General features: G+C 38.8%; 18 protein-coding genes. 6 read left to right on the top strand and 12 right to left on the bottom strand.

From position 1 onward, the window contains the following. From BKO01S_RS22000 to BKO01S_RS21945, 12 genes are all read right to left on the bottom strand, one after another. A complete protein-coding gene (locus BKO01S_RS22000; protein ID WP_066059697.1) occupies positions 1-2,706 on the bottom strand; it encodes a response regulator in 2,706 nt (901 codons plus the stop codon). A gap of 199 nt (positions 2,707-2,905) precedes the next feature. Next, entirely contained in the window at positions 2,906-4,369 is a 1,464-nt protein-coding gene (locus tag BKO01S_RS21995) for a hypothetical protein (RefSeq protein WP_084362186.1), read from the bottom strand. A gap of 74 nt (positions 4,370-4,443) precedes the next feature. Continuing rightward, the gene (locus tag BKO01S_RS21990) at positions 4,444-5,364 is read right to left on the bottom strand and encodes an FTR1 family iron permease (protein ID WP_066059695.1); all 921 of its coding nucleotides are present in this window, start codon (positions 5,362-5,364) and stop codon (positions 4,444-4,446) included. Between the two features lie 28 nt (positions 5,365-5,392). Further along, positions 5,393-6,151 carry a hypothetical protein gene (locus BKO01S_RS21985; protein WP_439951059.1) on the bottom strand — a complete coding sequence of 253 codons (759 nt, stop codon included), beginning with the start codon at positions 6,149-6,151 and terminating at the stop codon, positions 5,393-5,395. Positions 6,152-6,212: 61 nt separating this feature from the next. Further along, the gene (locus BKO01S_RS21980; protein WP_084362185.1) at positions 6,213-7,013 is read right to left on the bottom strand and encodes a glycosyltransferase family 2 protein; all 801 of its coding nucleotides are present in this window, start codon (positions 7,011-7,013) and stop codon (positions 6,213-6,215) included. Beyond that, on the bottom strand, positions 7,010-8,473 hold the full coding sequence (locus BKO01S_RS21975) for an alkaline phosphatase family protein (RefSeq protein ID WP_157077434.1): 1,464 nt from the start codon (positions 8,471-8,473) through the stop codon (positions 7,010-7,012). The genes BKO01S_RS21980 and BKO01S_RS21975 overlap by 4 nt, the downstream gene beginning before the upstream one ends. 6 nt (positions 8,474-8,479) lie before the next feature. Further along, a complete protein-coding gene (locus tag BKO01S_RS21970) occupies positions 8,480-9,412 on the bottom strand; it encodes a lysylphosphatidylglycerol synthase transmembrane domain-containing protein (RefSeq protein WP_066059691.1) in 933 nt (310 codons plus the stop codon). Continuing rightward, positions 9,396-10,340 carry an NAD-dependent epimerase/dehydratase family protein gene (locus tag BKO01S_RS21965; RefSeq protein ID WP_066059689.1) on the bottom strand — a complete coding sequence of 315 codons (945 nt, stop codon included), beginning with the start codon at positions 10,338-10,340 and terminating at the stop codon, positions 9,396-9,398. The genes BKO01S_RS21970 and BKO01S_RS21965 overlap by 17 nt, the downstream gene beginning before the upstream one ends. Positions 10,341-10,468: 128 nt before the next feature. Continuing rightward, on the bottom strand, positions 10,469-11,641 hold the full coding sequence (locus BKO01S_RS21960) for a hypothetical protein (RefSeq protein ID WP_066059688.1): 1,173 nt from the start codon (positions 11,639-11,641) through the stop codon (positions 10,469-10,471). 307 nt (positions 11,642-11,948) lie between these two features. After that, on the bottom strand, positions 11,949-13,268 hold the full coding sequence (locus BKO01S_RS21955; RefSeq protein WP_066059686.1) for an MFS transporter: 1,320 nt from the start codon (positions 13,266-13,268) through the stop codon (positions 11,949-11,951). Positions 13,269-13,452: 184 nt separating this feature from the next. Further along, a complete protein-coding gene (locus tag BKO01S_RS21950) occupies positions 13,453-13,713 on the bottom strand; it encodes a hypothetical protein (RefSeq protein WP_198158869.1) in 261 nt (86 codons plus the stop codon). Positions 13,714-13,854: 141 nt separating this feature from the next. Beyond that, the gene (locus BKO01S_RS21945; RefSeq protein WP_066059684.1) at positions 13,855-15,117 is read right to left on the bottom strand and encodes a dicarboxylate/amino acid:cation symporter; all 1,263 of its coding nucleotides are present in this window, start codon (positions 15,115-15,117) and stop codon (positions 13,855-13,857) included. Between the two features lie 241 nt (positions 15,118-15,358). Between BKO01S_RS21945 and dcuS the strand changes: the two genes are divergently transcribed. The 6 genes from dcuS to BKO01S_RS24715 all read left to right on the top strand — a co-directional run bounded on the left by dcuS (position 15,359) and on the right by BKO01S_RS24715 (position 20,824). Then, a complete protein-coding gene (dcuS, locus tag BKO01S_RS21940; protein ID WP_369691013.1) occupies positions 15,359-16,966 on the top strand; it encodes a DcuS/MalK family sensor histidine kinase in 1,608 nt (535 codons plus the stop codon). After that, positions 16,963-17,676, top strand: a complete 714-nt coding sequence (locus tag BKO01S_RS21935; RefSeq protein WP_066059682.1) for a response regulator — start codon at positions 16,963-16,965, stop codon at positions 17,674-17,676. The genes dcuS and BKO01S_RS21935 overlap by 4 nt, the downstream gene beginning before the upstream one ends. A gap of 122 nt (positions 17,677-17,798) precedes the next feature. Then, positions 17,799-18,992 (top strand): NAD(P)-dependent malic enzyme, encoded by a 1,194-nt coding sequence (locus BKO01S_RS21930; RefSeq protein WP_066059680.1) that lies wholly within the window; start codon positions 17,799-17,801, stop codon positions 18,990-18,992. Positions 18,993-19,102: 110 nt separating this feature from the next. Beyond that, complete coding sequence (locus BKO01S_RS21925) at positions 19,103-19,315, top strand: alpha/beta-type small acid-soluble spore protein (RefSeq protein WP_066059678.1); 213 nt, start codon at positions 19,103-19,105, stop codon at positions 19,313-19,315. 245 nt (positions 19,316-19,560) lie between these two features. Beyond that, positions 19,561-20,517 carry a calcium/sodium antiporter gene (locus BKO01S_RS21920; protein ID WP_066059744.1) on the top strand — a complete coding sequence of 319 codons (957 nt, stop codon included), beginning with the start codon at positions 19,561-19,563 and terminating at the stop codon, positions 20,515-20,517. Positions 20,518-20,665: 148 nt separating this feature from the next. Beyond that, the gene (locus tag BKO01S_RS24715; RefSeq protein WP_198158868.1) at positions 20,666-20,824 is read left to right on the top strand and encodes a hypothetical protein; all 159 of its coding nucleotides are present in this window, start codon (positions 20,666-20,668) and stop codon (positions 20,822-20,824) included. Positions 20,825-20,919: the final 95 nt, after the last annotated feature.

Here is a 20,919-nt window from a genome sequence, read left to right as displayed (position 1 = left end):
CTACTTATGAAGCCAAACTTTAAGTAATGAGAATAATTGCTCTAAGTTTACAGGCTTGCTAATATAGTCTGATGCACCTGCATCTATACACTTCTGTCGATCGTGCATCATCGCTTTTGCTGTTAGTGCAATAATAGGCAGGGATTCATATGGTTGCATGCTTCTTATATTTTGCATCGCTTCGTAGCCATCCATTTCCGGCATCATGATATCCATTAAAACTAAATCAATATCTGGCTGGCTTACTAGCATGTCTATTGCTTCTTTTCCATTTTCAGAAAATACAACATTCACCTCTGCCCCTTCCAATGCACTCGTAAGGGCAAAGATATTTCGCATATCATCATCTACCACCATAATTTTTTTCCCTGCTAAACTATTTACTTCTTCCTGTTTCGAATACAGCTGTAGATCTTGCCCTGGTTTCTCTTCTGTTTTTTCTATGCTACCGGCTACCTCCTGAGTGAAGTAAAGGTTTTCTTCTGTAGCGATTTCAGTCATCGGTAGGTAAAGTGTAAATGTACTTCCTTCTCCTTCTACACTGTCTACCTCAATAACACCATGTAACATTCGTGCGAGTTCTCTTGAAATGGATAATCCTAATCCCGTGCCTCCATATTTGCGGCTTGTCGTTCCATCTGCCTGTCTAAAAGCATCGAAAACAATGGTATGTTTTGTTTGATCTATTCCAATCCCTGTATCTATAACAGAGAACATGATGTGATCAGTAAAGGCTGTTCCTTTCTTCTTACCGTGACTAGCTTTCCCAACGACTAGCTGAACGCTTCCCTTTTCAGTAAATTTAAAAGCGTTGGAGAGTAAATTTTTTATAATCTGATAAAGTCTCTGCTCGTCCGTATAAAGAATGGAAGGGACATCATCACTAACAGAAACGGAAAACTCAAGATTCTTCTTCTTCGCAACATGTGTAAACTGCCTTTCTGTATAAGACAGAATATCATTTACTACGACCTCTCCCTGGTGTAATTCCATTTTTCCAGACTCAATCTTTGATAAGTCTAAAATATCATTGATCAGGTTTAACAGATCATTCCCTGATGAATGAATCGTCTTCGCATATTCGATTTGCTTTTCATCTAAGTTGCCTTCTTTATTTTCTGTTAGCATTTGAGCCAATATGATTAAGCTGTTCAGCGGAGTACGAAGCTCATGGGACATATTTGCTAAAAACTCAGATTTATATTTGGAAGATTGGATGACTTCTTCATTCTTCGTCACTAATTCACTTTGTATTTTTTCTAATTCCTTCGTCTTTTGCTCTGAACTATGGTATTGAGCTTCTAATTCATCATTCATCGTACGAAGCTCTTCCTGTTGAGTTTGAAGCTCCTCAGATTGAGTTTGAAGTTCTTCATTAAGCGTCTGAGATTCTTCTAATAATTCTTGAATCTGCATATGTTTTTCAATTCGATTGAGTGTGATCCCTAATTGGACAGCCGCTTGTTCAATTAGAGATAACTGCTCTGGAGTAAAGGAAGTAAGCTTGGCTAGTTCCATCACTCCTACTAGTTCTCCCTCAATTAAGATCGGTAAAATAAATATAGCAGAGGGGTTAGTTTCTCCCAGTCCAGATGCTATTTTTATATAATTGTCTGGTACTTGTTCTATTAGGATTGGCTGACCATCTAGCGCACACTGTCCAACCAAACCCTCTCCTATAGTAATTCTATCTCGTCCTATTCCTTTATCTACAAAAGCATAGGATGCTAATTTCGATAGCTGGTTTTCCTTTTTACCCTTTGTATATAACATGGCATAGTTTGCTTCAACCATCCTACTAATCGAATAAATAAATTTGGTTCCAAGCTCTTCTGAGTCCAAACTTCCCTGTGACATCGTAGCCAGTTCGGAAAGTCTTGTTTTTAGCCAATTTTCCCTCTCCATACTTTCCATTAACTCTCGCTCTATCTTTTCATGTTGTTCAAGCGCACTACTCATTTCATTAAAGGCTAGGGATATTTCCCCTACTTCATCTTTATGAATAATATCGATCTTGGGATAGGTTTCTGTTCCATATTCAATTTGCTTCATTACATTTTTCACTCGATTAAGTCTAGTCGAGATAGTCCGAATAACAAATAACGCCAATCCTAATCCCATCACTACTCCAAGGATGGTAGTGATAATAATAATCTGAAGTGTTCGAACATACATGTCTTCTGTTTCTTTAATCGTTTCGTCCATGATTGTTTCTTGAATAGAAATAAGGTTCTCAATACTGGTGACTAGTTGTTCTCTTTTTTGCTCAGCAAGTTGTAAACTTTGCTGAAGACCTTTTTCCCTTACTTCAGAATCAAGAGTAATGATGCTATTAACCACAGCTTTATATTCCTGAAATTTCTCCGATGTTACCAGTAATGTTTCCTTCGCCTCTTTTACTTTAATAACCTGCTTTAATGAATCAATGGAATTATTTATTTTAGGATAAGATTTTTCAATATCCTTTATATTTTCTATATCAATAACTCCATCTTGGGAATAGGCCAATTCATTGAGTTCTCTCCCAATTTTCCCTATCTCCGTTCGGATGACATTGGCCATCTTTATTTTTTCATATCGGTCTTGTACTAGCTCATTCATCCTCTCGTTTTGCTCTCTTGACATACCCATAGCAATCATTAAAATGAGCAGCATCACACCTATCACTATCCCAAATCCTGAGTAAAGTAACGTTCGTAGCTTCAACTTCTAATTCATCTCCTTGCTCATCCTATGTAATTGTTATCAGAAATTTCATTCACCCTCTACTATTTACTCAAATAATTGACTACTTGTCATTACTTTTGATGGAAATAGGCCCAATTAGTTCCTATAATAATGGATTTCTATCAAGATGGACGCTTTCCGGCGGGCGGTGCCGAGCCCCTGTTCCCGACGAAATAAATTACGACTTTTCATCGCTCTTCCACTTATATAAAATAATGTGATGATACACTGGATCAAATAAAGAGTTTGAAGAGAACTCCTTGATTATTTCCACCTTACCGTTAAGATCAACTCCTTGGGATTCAAATCCTTTGATTACGCTACTAGTTAACAAGATATCCCTATTTTTGTAATAGGATTGGTCATGTAAGAATTTTGCATATGTATTGATTTCCTTGTGAGGAAAAGGTGCATCAAGATACGTAAAGACCCTTGACTCCTCCCAAGCGTATATTACAAAAGACTCCTTACGATTCTCTAAGAAAGAGGCCAACTGATACGTCGCTGGAAGATTTCTTGCCTGCTCTTTCAATAATTGCGTGGTTTGGTACACTTGTAGGGACAATAACAAAATTGACACAATCATGAAGCCTGTTTTCCTCTTTAAAAAAAGTAGTGTATACATACTAAATAATCCTAAGGTAATTAAAGGAATGATATGCCTTGGCTTTTCTACGTTCTGTGCAAATATCGCCCAAAAAAAATAAATCCCCATCAGAATAATGATTAGTTGAAATAAAAAGCTAAACTTGATTTTTCCCCACTGGAAATTCTGAAAAGAAAATAGAAACATTACAGCAAACATACTTGTTAAAATAATGGACCTTATCCCAATTCCCGTCCAGCCTATATTTTGAATGATCAGTTGATATAACCTATTTAAAAAGGATGAATCGGCAGAGGCCGCTGTTCCACCCCAGTCATTAAAATGTCCACTCGTAAAAGAAAGAGCGAGTTTCATAAAACCAAAGACCCCCCCCTCCGTTAAAGCGACACCTCCGACCCAAAGCAACTGAAATAGGAAAGCGATAAGCCCTAATAGCATTATTTCTTTCATTCGTAATTGTTTATTTTTCCATTGCTTATAAAAAAGAAATACGATTCCTATGGATAAAGGAAGATACGATAAGCGAATCCCCATTAAAATACTTAATAGAAATAACGACAACATCCTTGTCCACATGCTTTGTTTTTTCCATGCACCGTAAATACTCCAAAGATACCACCATAATACAGCGATTGCTGCTCCTTCAGACATTGGCTGGTTGACCATAACAACCACAAACCCTGAGGAATACGTTAATGTTGCAACCAATAGGCTCACCGAGTGGGACAAGTGACCTCGCGAAATCTTATACATGGGGATAATGGCACTCGTATATAAAATGATATTAAATAAGGTTAATGATGCCGCCTTGTCTAAAACCCATTGGTTAACAAGATAACCCCCTAAAATAAAATAGGGATATCCAGGAAAATGAGGCTGCATGGCTAAAAGATCATACCGATCAAGTGCTAAAGCAAAATCGACCTGATCATAGGTAGAAGCAAACGAATTCAAATATACTACCTGCGAAGAAACCAAGCATATGATAAACAAAATGCTAAGAGAGATAATAAAACTTGTCTTTACCTTTTCCAATTCGTATCACACCTTTATGTATATAAGACTATAGAAAAAGTACAAGACAAATGCCTTGTACCCTTCTAAAAACATCATTTTACCTGTGTGTCAAAAGTAGTTACTTTAGTAGTATTTTCCGAATCTCTGCTTTTCTCTTTCAGTTGATGTCCTGTTAATAAATAGATCGCCACAAAATATCCAATATAGGCAATCACTTCTTCTATCGAAGGCATCGAGGAATAGCCGAATAATGCTTTTAGGAAGATTCCAATATCTCCCGACAGAAGTGGCTCTACCCCATAATCCCTGACATAATGTGCATGGTCAATGGAGTGCTCTGGTAGGAACCAAGTAATATCGTATAGATGCGGAACGACACTACCGATAATCCCAACATCTTGCATCATAGAGATCGCTTGAACAAGTAATCCCGCCGCAATTAGAATAATGAATGCACCCGTCACCTTAAAGAAGGTTTTCAAGGAAATACGCATCGTTCCTCTAAAGAAGAAGTACGATACCACTGCTGCGATAACGACTCCAGTAAGTGCACCCCAGCCTTGAAGGGCTGCACCGATATTTCCACCTGTTATAGCGGCAAAAAAGAAGACCGTTTCAACCCCTTCACGAAGAACAACTAAGAAAGAATGTATGACCATCCCAACAACATTCCCCGTTGAAATAAACTTGTTCATTTTCCCTTCCATGTTTCCTTTTATATCTTTACTATGTTCTGCCATCCAAAACACCATCTGGGTCAGAAGGATGGTAGATACAATCATAATCCCTATTTTTAAATAAATTTCATTTCCCATTGCAGCAAACCCAGTAAATACCACTTGAAACAGCATAGCAACTCCCACGCTAGCTATGACCGCTAGACCCGCTCCTAGCCAAACGTATTTATTGAATTGAGAATTGCCCGTTCTTTTCAGATACGTCGTAATGATTCCAATGATGAGAAGTGCTTCAAGTACTTCACGAAAGGTAATCAATAATGCTTGAACTTCCACGAAATTTCACCCTTCCTATAAGGACTAACTAATTACGGTTTCTTTTTCGAATTGAAAAGACGATAACACCAGTTATTACAACCGTTATTAGGATCAACGGAATCCAATTTCGAATATTGGAAATATCCGTCCATTCCTTCTTCCCTGAGGACTCCATTTCTGTTGCACTTTCAGAAAAATGTCCCACTTCAAGACTTTTTAACTGAAATTCCTTTTGCAGGTTAGAAAGGATTTCCTTTTTATTATTCTTGAATGCTTCTAGGTTAGATTCTATCTTTCCAACCCCGAAGAGACCTGGATTACCAAGTGCATTTAACGCCTCTTCAAAGTTTCCCTTTATTTCTTTATCCAAATCGGAATGTTTCGCTTCAACTCTTGGTGACAATGCTTCGTAGGTAGCAAATGCCTTGGCCAGTAATTTTTTACTTGTGTCATATTCCGTAAACTTACTCTCAATACTTTCCATTCTACGTGCAATGTTAAGAACTAACAGTTTTTCTATATTTTCAATGACAGCTTCTTTATCCTCTGACTCAATGCTAGCTAGAATAATTTCTGAAGGCTTAGCCCCCATATGCATATCAACTTCTTTTTTTACAGTGTCATATATTTTTTTCGCCTCAGCAAAGTCAGGTGGATTTTGATCCAACTTTATTAGGATTTCCTTGTAGGCTTCTGCCACCTCTTCTTTGTTAGGATCTCCGTAAGTATAGGCACTAGCTGAACCCGAGGATAGACTGCTAAAAGCAAAAAATACTAACAAACAAAAAAACACCACTTTTTTAATCATATACCTTCCTCTACCTTCCGATGATAATGATTATCATTTTATACGATTTATTTTTTGACTATTTTGCACTTAATTTTGACTCATACTTCCCTGTCATAACGTCATGTTTTGCTACTGATCGTTGATTGATTACATGGGCTGAATAATTGATCTTCACTTTTTGAACAGGTCTTTTCATTTCCTTTAAAATTGCCGGGAGAACAGTAGAAAGATATCCACGAAAGGTGATAAATGATTCCCCAGTTGATCGTACCTGATATTTAATGGGAATTTCCTGAACTCGAAATCCCTTCCTAACTAAATTCAATGTAATCACTTGGGCATAATTATAGTCGTGAATAATCTCAGCGTGTTCAAGTGCTTGTCGTGAAAAAGCCCTCATTCCAGATTGCCCATCATAAATCCATTTTTTCAATAACAGACTTTGAAGGAGGGTGAAACAATAGTTACCAAGTCTCCGATGAATTTTCATCCCGTTAATTGTTCCTAAAAAGCGTGAACCCATCGTATAATCCGCTTCACCTAAAAAAATAGGCTCTAATAATTCAGGAATTTGCTTTGCAGGATATTCCCCATCTGCATCAATCATAACTGCTATGTCTGCACCGCGCTTATAACACTCTTTTATCCCGGCACGAACGGCAGCTCCTAGGCCCTGATTCTCTTCAAAACTTACGACATAATCAGCACCTGATTCTTTAGCAATCCGAACCGTCTGATCACTGGAACCATCGTCAATTACTAATACATGAACCTCAACCTTATAATGAAAATCACGTGGAATTCCTTTTATAACATCCCCAATCGATTCTTCCTCGTTATAGGCTGGTAAAAATACAATTACCTTCTGTTTTTTCATTCCGAATCTCTACTTTCCTTTATTGAATCAACTAACACTTCTCCTCGGCTATGGCTCGGGAATGGTGCCCCTAACAGATAGGCAAGAGTCGGGGCCATGGAAACAAGACTATGCTTTTGCTCTACCTTCTTTCCTCTTTCAATATGTGGTCCGTGCATAAAAAATGGTACATATCGTTCTCCCTCATCTAGATGACCATGTCCTCCAATTCCATCTGCCTGTCCATGGTCTGCACAAATGCATAATGTGGTATTCTCCATTTTCCCTTCTGCATCTAGCCACTCCACAAAATCCTTTACCAAAGCATCTGCCTCTTCAATCTTTTGAATATACTCATCATAAAGAACGCCCCGTGAATGACCCGTTTGATCTGTTGCAATCATTTGGACAATAAACAGATCTGGATCCTGTTCCTTCATAATTTTTTTAGCCCTTTTCATAATGTTAGGATCGGCTTGATCATTATGCATAACGGCTGTAACCGTTTCAACATCGTCTCCCATTGAATCGACCAAGTGGGCAATTCCTAGTAACCTCCCTTTTTTGCCTACCTTACGTAAGGAATCAAAAATACTTTCTACTTTTATACCTAACTTCCATACCATATTGGATGTAATACCATGCTCATACGGATAGGTTCCTGTAAACATGGACGTAAAGCAAACAACCGTTCTCGCAGGATACACCGTCTCCATATTCATATATTCCGTCCCATTATCTTTTAGGGTATCAAGAAACGGAGTATTTGCTTCGTAAAATCTTTCCTTTCTCATACCATCAATGACAATGACAATAACCTTATCGGAGAGGGCCTTAGTTGGTTTTTTAGTAGAATCCTTTGTGAAGTTGGTGTACATTGATGGCTTCCAATCAAACAAGTACCTGTGTAAAATCCATGCAAAAACGAAAATAAAACCATAAAATAGCAGGATTGGAAAAAAGTCAGTGCCCTCACCTGATAGATAATTTTGGTAGACCATATCCCAAATAGACAAAACGAGTAAGAACTTTGGCATTTGTTCTTGCGCATTCCCACTAGTGGAATCACTATTTTTCAAGACGAGTTTCCAAAAGCGAGTGAAGTTTAACCAAGAAGTCCCAATTCTTAAATGATAATAAAGAGTACCCCAGAAAAAGACAGTAAAAAAGAAATAAAGACCTGTTGCAAACAGCAGTAAAGATAGATTTACATCATTCCAAACAATAAGAAAAACGATAAAAGGAATCCATAAATAATTTCTCAAAAACAATGGAAAATCAAAGATAAAATAAATCGCTAGAATAGGAATAACCCCTAGTAATGATAGAACTAGCGAGGAAAGATTTTCGGCAGAAGCCAAATCCCCAAGGTAAAATAATAGAAACGTTCCGAATACAAATATAGGTGTAAAAGGCTTACCCTCGTTGAGTAAATTCCAACATCGGGCAGCTACTTTTTCAAATTTCGAAGCACTTTTCACTTTCTGTTAACTCCTCTCCATTCTGCCAATTTTCTTAATGGTGTCTTGATTGATCGGGTGGGTAAAAAAACAAAAAGCTCCAACTATATATGAAAAAAGAAACTTAACTGCATGATTTAAGACCGCAATCGTGTATCCTTCCTTCAGCAATATTCCAATCATACTTAGTCCAAAGGTCATCACACTTTCATAGTTAGCAATTCCACCAGGCGTGACCTGAAAGACTTGACCCGCAATCGTTAAGCTGTTTACAAAAGCCAGCTCTAGTAAGCTCCCGTCCTCCTTTAAGATATGGACCGTCCCGTATAGTACACCCGCCTCTAGTACCCAACTGAGCAAAGTGGCTATTAATATTACGAATCCGTTCCATCCTTGTAATGCATGTTTCATCAAATCAACTTGTCTTTGTAAAAACTTGCTAAATAGATTTTTAGAAATCAAAAAGGCTATTAAAATGACCACTATTCCCCCTAGAACAAGCCACATTGGGATTCGATAAGTGATATCTAATGCTAGCAATCCAACAAAAGTGATGGTGATTAGACAGAACATATCCATTGCTCTTAGAACAATAACGGAATGGTAGGCTTCTTCTCTTGTCACAAGCTTTTCTCTTTTTCGCAAAACCTCCGCTCTAACTAAATCGCCCAGCTTAATAGGGACGATGTGGTTAATAAATAAGCTATAAAGGACACCTAATAAACAGGAAAAAAAGCCCGTTTTACCCAATAAGTACCGATTCCAAGCTACAGCTTTTAGGCAAAAGGAAAGAAAATATAGACTAAGCATAAGGAAAAGCCAAAAGGGATTTTGAATAATTAGCTTAGCTGCGTTCCATACATGGCTTGCCTCAAAGAAACTGATCGTCAACCCAACAAAAATAATAAGAATCATAATTGAAATACTATTTTTAACCATTGATTTAGAGAAACTTTTCATACTCTCTCGCCCATTTCACTGTTTCCTTTAATCCCAATGAAAAGGCAATCTTGGGCTTAAAACCCAATTGATGAACAGCTTTTGAGATATCTGCCCACGTTTGGTCAACATCCCCTAGCCTAGGTCCTTCCCTCTTCACGACCATGGCCGGAAAATGAATCTTCAACTCGGACAGCAGTTGCTCCATTTTGATAGGTCTGCCAGATCCAATATTGAATGTGTCACTCCCTGTACTTTTGATCATCGTCAAGTATATCCCTTCAACGATATCATCTATATAGGTATAATCACGCGTACTCCCAGACCCAAAAATGTGAATTTCTTCACCGTTTAAAAGACTTTTAATAAAAAGGCCAATCGCCATATCCGGTCTGCCCCAAGGGCCATATACCGTAAAAAACCTTACTATATTCATTTGAAATCCATATAACTGTTCATATACGTGGCAATAAGATTCAGCTGCATACTTTGCAGCGGCATACGGGGAAATGACTTTTCCGCAGGCCATATCTTCATGAAATGGTCCTTTTTGATTTCCATATACGGAGGAGGAAGATGCAAAAATCACTTGTCTCGCCCCCGATTGTCCTGCCCCCTCTAATACATTGATCGTAGCTTTAATATCATAGTCCACGTATTCCAGTGGTTGATTAATGGAGTAAGCCACACCAGGAAGGGCTGCTAAGTGTATAACCACCTCAGGAGAAATTTCCTTTATGAGTTGAATGGTTCCCTCTCTATCCCGCAGGTCCTGATTGTAAAAGTGAAAGTCCCCTATTGTTTTTATCCAATCCAAGTGGATTCTTTTTCTATGGGGAGAATAATAGGGGTGAAGACAATCGATGATATATACTTCATGGTTCTCTAATAATCTCCTAGCAAGATGACTTCCGATAAATCCTGCTCCACCCGTTACAATAATCTTCAACAAACAACACCTCTAGTTTTTCACCCATTATATATTAAGGAAGAATTAAAAAAAGTTTTACTAGGATAGGACATTATGAAAAGAAGAAAACCTTGATTATTCCAAGGTTTTCTCCACTATCTGCTCAATTATTTTGCACTACTAATTACCGTATTTAGAGTCTCTTGAATTTCTACTAAAGTAGAATCTGCAGTTGCTTTATCCTTTGCTTTAGCTGCTTCTAAATATTTTTGTGCCTTTTCAGTTAGTGCAGTATACTCTGCTTCACCGATGATTGCCTTAATATCTTCACCAATCACATCGATGAATAATGCACCCTCTAGAGCAGTAATGACAGACTTGTCTTCACCCCAAGCTTCTACACTTTCTTCATACTCATGTAAGGCAATTTTAGAAAAACCACGTACAAATGCTTTGTTCACTGCTGCTGGATCAAGGGTTGTTACGTCTGTTTGCAGATCAAACTGGCCAAGGATATACGTCGCATCCTCTTCTGCATGCTTATTTAAATAAGCGAAGATAGATTGGTAGAATGCCCAGCCTTCTGCTTGTCCAATTTTTGCCTCTTCCGCATTTTCTTTTGCTGCTGCAGCTGCTTTTGTTGCATATCCGTTTGGAATTGCACCGGTTGCAAAATAGAAAGTTTTCATTAATGTTTTGTCAACTACTTGCTTTCCTAGGTTGAAGCCCAATTGATCATCAGCTTCCACAGCCTTTTCGATTTCATCAAAACCGCCCGCGATGGCATCTACCATGTTTGTACCGTATGCAGCGTCACGCTTTTCAACTGTCGTTTGAATAATCGCGTAATATTCCTTAGCTTCCTCAACTTCTTCTTTCACTACATCTTTATTAGTCCAGTTTTCCGTTACTTCAGTGAACTCATGCTTAATCGTTGTATAAAATACCTTTTGCATTAACTTATCAAAAAGCTGCTTTACAACTACTTTGTCCATAGAGCCATCTTTTCCAGCAGCTAATGCTGTTGTAATATGCTGGTCAATTGTATCTTCAAATTCTGTATCTCTTTCTTTAACTAAGCCTTGAAGATGAGTAGTATAAAGTTCATTTACCTTATCAAAGTCTACATCTTTTCCTTCTTTCGCTTTTTCCAATTCAGCCACCGCTTCTTGGAACGCCTGTCCAAAGCTAACCTCTTTAGTTTGTACATCTTCCTCTTTTACTTCTTCTTGCTTCTTTTCTTCCGTCTTATCCGAAGAAGTGGTTGAACTACATGCTGTTAATACCGAACTAGCTAGTAAAAAACCTGCAAAAATCTTCTTTAATTCTCTCTTTTTCATAAATTAACCTCCTGTGGATTCTTATATTATTAATTGATAATGATTTTCATTCACAATTGTGATTATAATAGAGAATGATTCTCATCGTCAATACTATATTTTAGATAATTTTAAATTTTGTTCATCATTCATACTTTTGACAGCGAACTGCAGGAGAAAACATAGAAAAAACAGTAGATTCATCCTGAATCCACTGCTTTACTTTGACCTTCGAAATATTTTTCTAAGAATAATAAATTTCTCTCAAATGCCAACTATAAATCTGGTAGTCTCCTCTAAGCTCAACCGGTATATTTTTCATAGTTTACTAAATTCCTACCTTTTGGTTAAGCTGTTCCTGCGCTACTGGCTTCTTAAGTGACCACATTACCACTGGAATTAGTAGTAACGAAAGCATCCCTCCTGCAATAGAAAGAACGGCGTAGCTAGAATAGGCAACCACTACCCCTGAAAGCGCTCCACCTGTTGCACCGGACAACGCGACAAGAACATCGATTCTTCCTTGCGTCTTTGCACGGTTGGATAGATTGGTTGCATCAACTAAAATCGTGGTCCCACTAATTAATCCTATATTCCAACCGAGCCCCAGGAGAATGAGAGCCATTGTTAGTAAAAGCATGCTGTCAGTCGGAGCGAAAGCGGCCAAAATCCCAGCTGCAAGTAAAATGCTACCGGCTGCAATCGCCATCGTCGTTCGTCCAACCTTATCAACGAGAATACCCGTTAGAAGCGATGGCAGATACATTGCACCAATATGAAAGCCGATAATCAATCCCACTTCCTGTAATCCATGACCATGATGTCCCATATGGATTGGAGTCATGGTCATAATTGCTACCATAACTAGCTGAGTTAACACCATGATCGTCGCCGCAGCGATGACCCCTTTTTTATTAATCGCTGTTGCTGAGTTTTCAAGATTAAGACTTTGGTTATGATTCTCTATGTTAGCAATCGCCTTTGCTACAAGTAGAGGATCCGGTCGTAGAAAAATAAGAATCATGAACCCTGCAAGGATGAATGCAGCGGCACCTAACAGGAAGGGACCAGCTAGTGTTGGCACCCCGATAGACTCAGCAAACTCTCCCATTGGTCCAACCAAGTTTGGTCCTGCAACTGCCCCGAAGGTCGTCGACACTAGCGCAATACTAATGGCCGTCGCTCGTTGTTTCTTACTGGCCAAATCAGTACCTGCATAGCGTGCCTGTAAATTCGTTGCCGTTCCAGCCCCATAGATTAATAGAGAAGCAAAAAGGAGGAGGATATTGCTAGTAATTGCAGACAGGACCACACCTACTGCTCCAAGCCCTCCCGCTAAAAACCCGCCGGCTAGACCAAATCGCCGGCCATACCGATCAGAAAAATGACCAACTAGTAAAGCAGAACCTGCTGATCCTAACGTCAGCAAAGCTACCGGAAGTCCTGAAAAACTATCCGTCCCAAGCATATCCTTAGCCAAAAGTGCCCCAACCGTTATTCCCGAAGCAAGCCCTGCGCCTCCAAAAATTTGAGATAACACAACGATTAGAAGTGTTCGTTTATATAATGCTTGTTGTTTTTCTTTTGAGTCGATGTATGGCTGCAACCAGGATTGCGAACCACTTTTTAAAGAAGGATTGCTTCCCATTCCCTATTCCTCCTCTATTTATAGTTTCAGATATCCATATCATACCAGAATATGTATCTATTTAGAATGAGGGGATTTTAGGTAGAAAGAAAGAGTAAATAAAGGAAGGTTCCGCTCAGAGGGAATTTATTAACTAAAAACGGCTGTTTAAAAACAGCCGTTCCTACGTTGACGATTTACTTTATTAATAATAAGGATATGGATACGGATACGGTGGATAAGGCGGATAATAAGGAGCAGGGTAAGCATACCCATAGCCAAAGCCTGGAGCCAGTAATGCACCTGCAGCCAGACCACCTAATAAACCAAGGCCAAAGCCGCCAAAGCCAGGTCGACCGAAACCTGGTCTACCCCATGGTCTTCTTCCATAACCATAGCCAGGGAAAATTCTTAGATCATTTCCGTATGCCTGGACAGGTGTTACCATTTGATACTCATTATTCAAGGTAATTCCTCCTCTATTGTATTTAATACAATAAAAGGATATGCGACGCTAGCCTACTCGGTATGGGTGAACGCCTTTACCACGAAGATTTTGTTCCCCTACAACAGAAAAGCTGACTCGAATGGAGTCAGCTTCCTATTATCAAGCAGTTATTTCTTTTTTGTCTACCTTGGCTCCCACCTCTTGTACTGGTTTGAATTCCCCTTCAGTCTTGGAAATCACAACCGTTGCCACACCGTTACCAATAAGATTCGTGATAGCACGTGCTTCTGACATAAACCGGTCAACACCAAGAATGAGCGCCATACCTTCTACCGGGATGGAAGGGAAAACAGCAAGTGTCGCTGCTAACGTCACAAATCCTGAACCGGTAACACCTGCTGCTCCTTTGGACGTGAGCATCAATACTCCTAAAAGGGTCAACTGCTGCCAAATGCTTAAGTCTATCCCATAGGCCTGAGCGATAAATAACGCTGCCATTGATAGATATATCGATGTTCCATCTAAGTTAAAGGAATACCCAGTTGGAAGTACGAGTCCTACTACTGGCTTTGAACAACCATACTTCTCAAGCTTTTCCATCATTTTAGGAAGAGCTGCTTCAGAAGATGACGTTCCAATAACGAGAAGAATTTCTTCTTTAATGTAAGCTATAAACTTAAAGATACTGAAACCGTACATTTTGGCAATTCCGCCAAGAACAAGAACAATAAACAGAGCCATTGTGATATAAACCGATCCCATCAGCTTTCCAAGGTAAACAAGTGAGCCGATACCGAATTCACCAATCGTATACGCCATCGCGCCAAAAGCGGCGAATGGTGAAACACGCATAATGATATTAACAATGCCGAAGAACACCTCTGTAATCTTTTCAAAAAACTCAATAACTGGCTTCCCTTTCTTCCCTAGGTGAGCTAGCGAAATCCCAAACATACAAGCTAATAAAAGAACCGGCAGCAGCTCCCCATTCGCAAACGCACCGATAAAGCTATCAGGAATAATGGAAACAACAAAGTCCATGAATCCGTGACTCGTTTCCTCCGCTGCCTTGGTATACTGGGAGATGTCTCCCTTCCCTGCCTCCGCATCAATTCCTTTACCAGCTTTAATGACATTTGCCACAATAATTCCAATCGCTAAGGCAATCGTCGAAACAATTTCAAAATATAAGAGAGCTTTCCCACCAATTTTACCAACCTTCTTTAAATCTCCCATTCCCGCAATACCGATGACAATTGTTAAGAAAATAATTGGTGCAATGACCATTTTAACTAGTTTAATAAATATATCAGCAATGACCTTTAACTGTGACCCAATTTCCGGAAACACAAAACCGACAGTTATCCCCAAGATAATACCTAATATTACTTGAGTAGTAAGACTCTTAAAATTAATTCTCATGTGGTCTCCCCCTGTAAAAAGTTATTGTAAACGATTTCATCGACTTGAATAATCACATGTTACAATTTTGTGAAAACTAAGAATAGTTAATAAAACTTATAAAACCTTTTTGTAATTAATGTAAGTAACATGAAAATGAGATAATGAAATCCACTCACCTAAAAACTAATGCTTTATTTTAAAGCGATTTCATTCTATAGTGAAACATAAACAACTTGTCCTTGGGTCTGGAGGTAGTCAGGTGCGTATACAGAATTTTCGTTTTAAGCTTAGTACAGTGATCATATTCCTTGTCTGTCTTGTGGTTCTTATTTCATTGATGATCACTGACCTTTTAATAAGCCATTCAGTTAGTAAAAGCATACAAGCCAATTCAGAGGAAAAAGCAAGGATCGTCGCGAGAACCGTTTCAAAGTCTCATATAGTGATAGACGCATTAGAAAACAGAACATACTCCAATTCGATTCAAGACTATACAAATGATATACAAACCGCCACAGAGATGCTGTTCGTTGTCGTGATGGATATGAATGGGGTACGGAGAACACATCCAAACCCTGAGGAGATTGGGAAGCCTTTTGTCGGTGGAGATGAAAAGCAGGCTCTAAAAGGAAAAGAGTATGTTTCCATTTCAAAGGGGACATTAGGTGAATCAGTACGAGCATTTACGCCTATTTACAATAAAAATAAGGAACAAATCGGAGTAGTAGCAGTAGGAATTTCACTAAAAAGTGTAGAAACCGCACTCGGACGAAGCCATCGGAACATCCTGCTTGTAACGTTTTTCGGCTTACTAGTCGGCATAATGGGAGCTATTTTACTAGCAAGATATATTAAAAGAACACTGCTTGGGCTTGAGCCCTTTGCCATTGCAAAGATATTAGAGGAAAGAAGCACGATGCTTCAATCGGTACATGAAGGAATTATAGCGGTTGATCATCACTCAATCATCACTCTCGTTAATAAATCAGCCCTTCTGATTTTTCAAAAAGCCGGCCTAGACTCCCATCCAGTCGGTATGAACATTCATGAGTATATGCCCTCCACTGGATTGGATCGCGTGCTACAGACAGGTGTGCCTGAGCTAGATGAAGAGCAGAACATTAACGGTGTCTCAATTCTCGTCAATCGAGTCCCACTTGTGGTTAATGGAGAAGTAGTCGGAGCCATTTCCACCTTCCGTGATAAAACCGAAGTCAATCAGCTCGCAGAACAATTAACAGGTGTCAGAGCGTATACGGATGCTCTTCGTGCCCAGTCACATGAATTTATGAACAGACTTCATGTCATTAGAGGAATGATAGAGTTAAAGTCTTACCGGCAACTCACAGACTATATTCGCACCTTAGTCAAATATCGTAATCAAGAATTCGGAAACATCACCGAACATTTCAAAGACCCCGCCCTCGGAGGATTTATTATGGGGAAATTGAGTTATGCTAGGGAGCAAAACGTGGATCTAACCATTGATACCAAGACCGTTATTCCTGAACCAGCCGATCAAAAAACGACACATGAGCTGATTACCATTCTTGGTAATGTCATCGATAATGCCATTGAGGCAATGGCTCATAGTGAAGAGAAAACACTTGAAGTAAGCTTCAGTTATGACGGGGAATGGCTAGACATGGAAGTGTTCGATTCCGGACCAGGAATGCCTGAAGAAATACAGAATAGAGTTTTCGAAAAAGGCTACTCCACAAAAGGAGACAACCGTGGCTATGGACTTGCCTTAGTAGAAAAAAGCATTCAGACACTAGGCGGCGAACTCCAAATGGACTCAAAATGGATGTTAGGAACCAATTTTTATATAAACATCCCTTATAAAAGCAAAGAGGTGGAATTGTGATTAAGGTTTTAATTGTCGAAGATGACCCGATGGTGGCTGAAATTAATAAACGTTATCTCCAAGATATGAAAGGATTTCACCTCTCTGGTCTTGTTCATAATGTAAAAGACGCCATTACATTCCTTGAAAAGGAAGCGATTGAGCTTATTTTACTGGATGTCTATATGCCAGGAGAAAGCGGACTTGTACTGTTAAAATATATAAGAGACCATCACCTAGAAATTGATGTGATCCTCATTACAGCTGCCGGAGAAAAGGATAAAGTCCAAACGGCTCTCAGGCTTGGTGCAGTTGACTATTTAATTAAACCGTTTGAGTTTGAACGATTTAAACACGCATTGCTAACGTTTCAAAATAAGTACATGTTCTTTGCGGATAACCCCGTACTTAAGCAACAAGATCTTGATGATAGAGTTCTGAGTACCGAACAAAATCAAATAGAAGATCCGATTATTGATTTACCTAAAGGGTTAACAAGCAGTACTCTTCAAGTCGTAATAGATGTAATAAAAGCAAAAGGAAATAACCCATTCTCTACCGATGACATTTCGGAAAGTACGTATATATCACGAGTATCCGTACGGAAGTATTTAAAGTTTTTAACCCAACTTGGTGTTCTCAAAGAATCATTGACTTATGGAATTGGTAGACCGGTATATTTATATACTCTTCGATTAGAAAAACTAAACCAAGTGGACATGTACCTTTAAAAAGTACATATCCACTTTTTTTAATTTAATAAAGTTGTATAATTACAAAATCTATTAAACCCCAACTATTTTCTTTACGATGTAATAGTGATTGAAAGCGATTTCCAAAGGGGTAGATTGAATTGATAAAAAGCAATCTAAAAGAGGAAGCAATTAAACTTCATAAAGAACATGTGGGGAAAATTGAGATTGTCAGCAAGATAGATGTAACAACAGAGGAACAACTTAGTCTCGTATATACACCTGGAGTAGCAGACGTATGTAAAGCGATTGTAGAGAACCCAGAACAGGTTGACGTGTTAACATCCAGAGGAAATATGGTTGCCATCGTGTCAGATGGAACAGCTGTTTTAGGTTTGGGTGATATCGGACCAAAGGCTGCCCTCCCTGTCATGGAAGGAAAAGCTCTTCTTTTTAAAAAGTTTGCCAATGTGGATGCCTTTCCACTTTGCCTAGATACGAAAAATGTAGATGAGATCGTCGGAATCATTAAGGCACTCGCTCCAAGCTTTGGAGGAGTGAATCTTGAGGATATTTCTGCTCCCCGTTGCTTTGAAATTGAAGAACGATTAAAACAGGAAATGGATATTCCAATTTTTCACGATGATCAGCATGGCACCGCCATTGTCGTTCTAGCTGCCTTAATTAATGCTGTTAAAGTAGTTAATAAGCAGCATCGAAGTATTAAAATTGTTATTAACGGGGCAGGCGCAGCTGGAATTGCCATTGCAAAGCTGCTAATGCAAGCCGGCTTTAAAGACATCACACTTGTGAGCCTTGAAGGTGTCGTTTGCAAAGGCGAAAAATGGATGAATTCCGCCCAAAAAGAGATGGCGGAAGTAACCAATCTGAAAAGAGTTTGCGGAACATTAGCAGACGCGATTCATGGAGCCGATGTGTTTATTGGAGTATCCGGCCCCGGTGCGATGAAGTCAACACATATCCAATCAATGGCGAAGGATCCCATTGTGTTTGCGATGGCAAATCCAATCCCAGAAATTTACCCTGAAGAAGCCCTTGCTGCTGGTGCAGCTGTAGTAGGTACGGGACGATCAGATTATCCAAACCAAGTAAACAATTTACTCGCATTCCCTGGAATTTTCCGAGGCGCCATGGATGCGAAAGCAACGGATATTACAACAGAGATGAAACTTGCTGCCGCTTACGCGATTGCAGAGGCTGTTTCAGAGAAAGAATTAAAACCTAATTATGTAATACCAAGAGCACTTGATGAGAGAGTCTCAAAGCTTGTTGCTAAGGCGGTTTCAGCCGCAACTAAGCAGAACAGTAGTAAAAGTTCAGTATCAGTATCGTAAAACACCCTTTGTGGGTGTTTTTCCTTTTCGAAAAAAAAATGATCAATGAATGCATATTTTTTAAAAAGGTGCAAAATATAAAGCTACACTAACGAAAAGGAGAGATTGAAATGGACAGAAACAACCGTGGAAATAACTCTAATCAATTATTAGTACCTGGGGCAGAGCAAGCTCTTGAACAAATGAAGTATGAAATCGCTAGTGAATTTGGTGTAAACCTTGGAGCTGAAACTACTTCTCGTGCAAACGGGTCTGTAGGTGGAGAGATCACAAAGCGCCTGGTGCAAATGGCTGAACAATCAATGGGCGGTAACTTCCGCTAATATAGTAACCCTAAAATATCCTTTATTTATACAATGGGAGAGGTAATTTAACTTACCTCTCCCATTTATTTTGTTCCTTTTCCCGGCATCTTGTAGGTATTTGAGGAAATAAGTCGTAATTTCCTTGGAAATATTCGACACGTTTCTCATGTCTTACAGATACAGGTTTATGCACTTTTATTGAGTATTTCCTAATTTATGTTATAGACTATTCTTATCAGATTTTATATAAAGGGGTGAACAAGATCGCTTACTTATTATTAATTGTAGGCTTTGCATTATTGATTAAAGGGGCAGACTTCTTTGTCGAAGGTGCATCTAAAATCGCACAGGCACTCCATGTTTCTCCCTTATTAATTGGTTTAACTATAGTCGCTTTCGGAACAAGTTCTCCAGAAGCTACGGTAAGTATTGTTGCTGCCCTTGAGGAAAACGCTGGAGTCGCAATTGGGAATGTAGTAGGAAGTAATATTTTCAATATCACTTTCGTAGTCGGCTTAACCGCAATACTGAATCCACTAAAAGTTGCAAATGAAACCATTCGAAAAGAAATTCCATTTACCTTATTAGCAAGTACTGCCTTGTTAATTTTAATAAGTGATATACATCTTCAATCGTTAAGTGCGAATTTTATCACTAGAAGTGATGGATTAATATTCTTACTCTTCTTTGCAGTCTTCTTGTATTATATATTTGAAGTGGCTAGACATAGTCGCGATCAACTAATGAAAGAATCTGTCACAGCTGAGAAACCTTCTTGGGGAAAGAACATTCTATTTACGATTGGAGGACTGGCAGCCATAATTTTTGGTGGTGATTTAACGGTAAACAATGCAATTGATATTGCCTATTCCTTTGGCATGAGTGAGACATTAGTCGGATTAACCATTGTGGCCATTGGAACATCATTACCGGAGCTTATTACATCCATTACAGCGGCCATCAAGAAACAAAGTGAAATTGCGCTTGGAAACATAGTCGGTAGTAACATTTTTAATATCCTATTTGTTCTTGGAGCTGCATCAGTGATTTCCCCATTAGCTGTTGATCCAAAAATCTTTATTGATGTCGTACTCATGATGATCCTAACAATTGTACTCCTTATTTTTTCTAGGACTAATTCCCGTATCGGGAAATTTGAGGGTATCTTTCTTGCTGTTTCTTATATCGTATATATGACCTATATTATAATGAGGAATTAGTGAAGTTTAGGTAGCAAGGATGTCAGCAGAAATAGAAAACAAAGATAGAGGAGCCCTGTTTTAAAAGGGCTCTTCTTTTGTAATGACTTACTAAACCTCTATTTGTATACACTATAAGTGGGAAAGAAACACATTAAGGAGGAGTTAGATGCAACAGAATCCACAATCGAAAAAGAATTTTGATTCGATTATGAAACCAGAGTATGCTGGTACCAACCCACAAAAAGTCAAAGATGAAATACAAAAAGATGTAAATCAGGGAAAAGGTGCAATGACTTCCCGAGAGGCAGGCTCCATGCAGGGTTAAAAAACCACTCTAGGTGGTTTTTTCTAACAGGAGAACTAACTAATTTTTCTTCATAAAAAAGAGTAGTCAAACGACTACTCTTTTTTTAGGTGCCT

It is taken from the genome of Robertmurraya korlensis NBRC 107688 (genome assembly GCF_001591645.1).
In the GTDB taxonomy this organism is placed as follows: Bacteria; Bacillota; Bacilli; order Bacillales; family Cytobacillaceae; genus Robertmurraya_A.
This window is presented reverse-complemented; position numbering and strand designations above follow the sequence as displayed.

Excerpts from the sequence above, each read along its gene's own strand:
- BKO01S_RS21925 (WP_066059678.1), top strand. The coding sequence starts at position 19,103 with ATGGACAGAAACAACCGTGGAAATAACTCTAATCAATTATTAGTACCT.
- BKO01S_RS21945 (WP_066059684.1), bottom strand. The coding sequence starts at position 15,117 with ATGAGAATTAATTTTAAGAGTCTTACTACTCAAGTAATATTAGGTATT.
- BKO01S_RS21980 (WP_084362185.1), bottom strand. The coding sequence starts at position 7,013 with ATGAAAAAACAGAAGGTAATTGTATTTTTACCAGCCTATAACGAGGAA.
- BKO01S_RS21955 (WP_066059686.1), bottom strand. The coding sequence starts at position 13,268 with ATGGGAAGCAATCCTTCTTTAAAAAGTGGTTCGCAATCCTGGTTGCAG.
- BKO01S_RS21960 (WP_066059688.1), bottom strand. The coding sequence starts at position 11,641 with ATGAAAAAGAGAGAATTAAAGAAGATTTTTGCAGGTTTTTTACTAGCT.
- BKO01S_RS24715 (WP_198158868.1), top strand. The coding sequence starts at position 20,666 with ATGCAACAGAATCCACAATCGAAAAAGAATTTTGATTCGATTATGAAA.
- BKO01S_RS21970 (WP_066059691.1), bottom strand. The coding sequence starts at position 9,412 with ATGAAAAGTTTCTCTAAATCAATGGTTAAAAATAGTATTTCAATTATG.